3 protein-coding genes are annotated in these 3,944 nt (G+C 74.5%); 2 read left to right on the plus strand and 1 reads right to left on the minus strand.

Annotation, left to right across the window (positions count from 1 at the left end):
- The coding region (locus C3488_RS39305) for a hypothetical protein (protein WP_146068031.1) at positions 1–248 on the minus strand (248 nt) is incomplete at its 3' end.
- A 607-nt stretch (positions 249–855) separates the two neighbouring features.
- Here C3488_RS39305 and C3488_RS39310 point away from each other — a divergent pair.
- Together C3488_RS39310 and C3488_RS39315 are read left to right on the plus strand one after the other, a co-directional pair.
- Positions 856–2,514, plus strand: coding sequence for a serine/threonine-protein kinase (locus C3488_RS39310; protein ID WP_103845597.1), 1,659 nt, complete (start codon positions 856–858; stop codon positions 2,512–2,514).
- Positions 2,515–2,674: 160 nt separating this feature from the next.
- On the plus strand, positions 2,675–3,904 hold the full coding sequence (locus C3488_RS39315; RefSeq protein WP_103845596.1) for a serine/threonine-protein kinase: 1,230 nt from the start codon (positions 2,675–2,677) through the stop codon (positions 3,902–3,904).
- The last annotated feature ends 40 nt before the right edge of the window (positions 3,905–3,944 follow it).

Genomic DNA, 3,944 nt, shown 5'->3' on the forward strand with positions numbered 1-3,944 from the left:
AGCGTGCAGCGCTGCGGGTCGAGCCGCTCCGTGCCCGCGTACAGCACGACCGAGCCCGTACCGGGTTCCCGGCTTCGCTCGGCCTGGGAGGGAACCCCCTCCCCGCCGGCCGCCGAGGCCAGGCCCGAGGCCACCGCGGCCAGGGCCGTCCCGGCGGGCGCGGTGACCAGCACGTCACAGCCCGCGGCGCGGGCCCGTGACTCCGTGGGCGGGGCCGGTGGGGCTACGACGGTCAGCCGGATCTGCATCGCCGTCAGCGGTCCCTTCTGTCTGCGTCCGCGGTCGCCCACGAGGCGCACGAGCCGGTGTCGGGACCGCGACCGCGCCCGGTCCTGCGGGCCCCACGCGCTCGCCCCCTCGACACCGACGCCGCCCCTTCGGCTCCCGCGCGTGCGGGCGCCCGAGGACGGGGAAGGAGCCGTGCCACGGTCCCCCACCGCGGACTCCCCCACCGCACACGAGCACATCGGCCAGTACGGAATGCATCCTCGCACCTGCCACTGACAGTGCGCCCGCCCTCCACCGTCAAATGATCTTGATTGGTCGGCTCTGCCCGTAAAAGTGCCTGACCAGTGCCCGGCCTGTGCCCGCTTGAGATCGGTCACGCTCGGATCGGGCAACCAACTGAACCGAAGCGAGCGTCTTGTCATCGAACAGGTACGGGAGCCGGATACGTACCTCCTCCATGCGGGCACGTGACCCACAGGCCGTCGACAGCTCGGTGCCAGGTGGCTCGGCACCAGGGGGTGTCTGACCATTCGCGCCCGGCGGGCATTGTCAGACACCCCCTACAGTGGGCGGAACACCGGTAGCGCGGTGGACGACCGGAAGAGCAAGCAACAGGGAGCGCATGACGTGCGGCCGGTAGGGAGCAAGTACCTCCTTGAGGAGCCCCTGGGACGCGGCGCCACGGGCACCGTCTGGCGAGCCCGCCAGAGGGAGACCGCCGGCGCCGAGGCGGCCGTGGCGGGCCGGCCCGGCGAGACCGTGGCGATCAAGGTTCTCAAGGAGGAGCTGGCGAGCGACCCCGATGTCGTCATGCGGTTCCTGCGGGAGCGGTCCGTCCTGCTCCGGCTGACCCACCCGAACATCGTTCGGGTCCGCGACCTGGTGGTCGAGGGTGATCTGCTCGCCCTGGTCATGGACCTCGTCGACGGCCCCGACCTGCACCGCTACCTGCGCGAGAACGGCCCCTTCACCCCCGTCGCCGCCGCCCTGCTCACCGCCCAGATCGCCGACGCGCTGGCCGCGAGCCACGCCGACGGCGTCGTCCACCGCGACCTGAAGCCGGCGAACGTCCTGCTCGCCCAGTACGACGGCCAGATGCACCCGATGCTGACCGACTTCGGCATCGCCCGGCTGGCCGACTCGCCCGGCCTCACGCGCACGAGCGAGTTCGTGGGCACGCCCGCGTACGTCGCCCCGGAGTCGGCCGAGGGCCGCCCGCAGACCTCCGCCGTGGACATCTACGGCGCCGGCATCCTGCTGTACGAGCTGGTCACCGGGCGTCCGCCGTTCTCCGGCGGCTCGGCCCTCGAGGTGCTCCACCAGCACCTGAGCGCCGAACCGCGCCGCCCGTCGACGGTGCCCGATCCGCTGTGGACGGTGATAGAGCGCTGCCTGCGCAAGAACCCGGAGGGCCGGCCGAGCGCCGAGAACCTGGCGCGGGCGCTGCGGGTGGTCGCCGAGGGCGTCGGCGTGCACGCGAACTCCGCGCAGATCGCCGCCGCCGAGGGCGTGGCCGCCCTGCTCGGCCCCGACTCCGCCCCGGCGACCGTGCCCGGCTCCGCCGACCCCACCCAGGTACTGCCACAGGGCGCGGCGTCCTCGTACGACCCGAACGCGGCGACCAGCGTGCTGCCGCACACCCCGCCCGGCTCCGCCGACCCCACCGCCGTCCTGCCCGCCAACGGGGCCGCCGACCCGACGGCCGTGATGCCGCCCATGCCGCCGCACGGGCCCGGCGGGCAGCCCGGGCAGGAGGAGCCGCACCCCTGGCAGAGCCAGCTGCGCGCGGCCCGCGACCGCAACGAGCAGACGCAGGTCCAGGCGTACCTCGACCCCGGCGAGGACCCGCTGCGCCGCCGCCCGCAGCGGCAGGTGGCGCGTCCCCAGCAAGGCCCGCCGCAGCGGCAGCAGCCCGGGCCGGAGTACGGCCGTCCGCAGGGGCGGCCCCAGCAGTACGCGCCCCAGCGGCAGCAGTACGCGCCCGCCCCGCAGCACCAGCCGCAGCGGTACGCGCCCGCGCCTCAGCAGCCCCAGCAGCCGGCGCCCCGTCCGGCGCGTGAGCCCCGGCCGCCGCGGCAGCGCAGCGCGAACCCGATGAAGATCCCGGGGCTCGGCTGCCTCAAGGGGTGCCTGTTCACGATCGTCATCCTGTTCGTCGCCGGGTGGCTGGTGTGGGAGTTCAGCCCGCTTCAGGACTGGATCGGGACGACCAAGTCGTACTGGCAGCAGTTGAGCGACTGGTTCTCCACCGCGGCCGACTGGATCGGGCGGCTGGGCAACAAGTAGCGGGCTCCGGGCGGCCTTCGTGCGCACCGAGCTTGGGGATTTGTCGACATCCGACGGGTGATTTCCCGCTCGGCGGTGAAGGTTGCCGCTTCGGACGCGTAGTTTTGTCGATCGGGGTCCGGCGCAGGGTCGGCAACACGCGTCCCCAGTAGGAGCAGACTTGGCACGGAAGATCGGCAGCCGGTACACCGCCCACCAGATCCTGGGGCGGGGAAGCGCCGGCACGGTGTGGCTGGGGGAGGGGCCGGAGGGCCCCGTCGCCATCAAGCTGCTGCGGGAGGACCTCGCGTCCGACCAGGAGCTCGTGGGCCGCTTCGTCCAGGAGCGCACGGCGCTGCTGGGGCTGGACCATCCGCACGTCGTGTCCGTACGGGACCTGGTGGTCGACGGCAACGACCTGGCCCTCGTCATGGACCTGGTCCGCGGCACGGATCTGCGCACCCGTCTGGACCGGGAGCGGCGCCTCGCGCCCGAGGCGGCGGTCGCCATCGTGGCCGACGTGGCGGAGGGGCTGGCGGCGGCGCACGCGGCCGGCATCGTGCACCGGGACGTGAAGCCGGAGAACATCCTGCTCGACATGCAGGGGCCGCTGGGCCCCGGCGGGGCGCACCCGGCACTGCTGACGGACTTCGGCGTGGCCAAGCTGATCGACTCGCCGCGGCGGAGCAAGGCCACGAAGATCATCGGCACCCCGGACTATCTGGCGCCGGAGATAGTGGAGGGCCTGCCGCCGAGGGCGGCGGTGGACATCTACGCGCTGGCCACGGTGCTGTACGAGCTCCTCGCGGGCTTCACGCCGTTCGGCGGCGGCCACCCGGGCGCGGTCCTGCGCCGCCATGTCACGGAGACGGTCGTCCCCCTGCCCGGTATCCCGGACGAGCTGTGGCAGCTGATGGTGCAGTGCCTGGCGAAGGCGCCAGCGTCACGACTGAGGGCGTCGGAGCTGGCGGCGCGCCTGCGGGAGCAGCTGCCCCTGCTGGCGGGGATGCCGCCGCTGGACGTGGACGAACCGGACGCGGAGCCGGTGGACGAGCCGTACGAGGCGCCCGGGGAGCCGGTGGTGACCCGGACGCGGCGAGGTGCGGTGCCCCTGGTCCCGGGGGCGAAGCCGGACTCGAACCGGGACACCCACACCTCGATGCGGGTGCCGGGCCCGGACGAACTGGCGGGCGGCGCCCGCGGCACGGCCCGCGCCCCTCGCACCCCGGGCGCCCCCCGCCCGGGCTCGGCCCGTCACCGCGCGGCGGCCCGGCGCCGCCGGATCACGCTGGGCGTGGCGGCGGCGGTCCTGGCGGCGGCGATCGGGGTGGGCGCGTGGTGGGCGACCTCCGGCGACGACACCGGGGCTCCGCCCCCGGCCTCGGGGAACTCGGCACCGGCGTCGCCCTGAGCCGGGGGCGGAGGGGCGGTGGCTGCGCACTGAAGGGGCG

Source organism: Streptomyces sp. Ru72, from assembly GCF_002920635.1.
Taxonomy (GTDB): Bacteria; Actinomycetota; Actinomycetes; order Streptomycetales; family Streptomycetaceae; genus Streptomyces.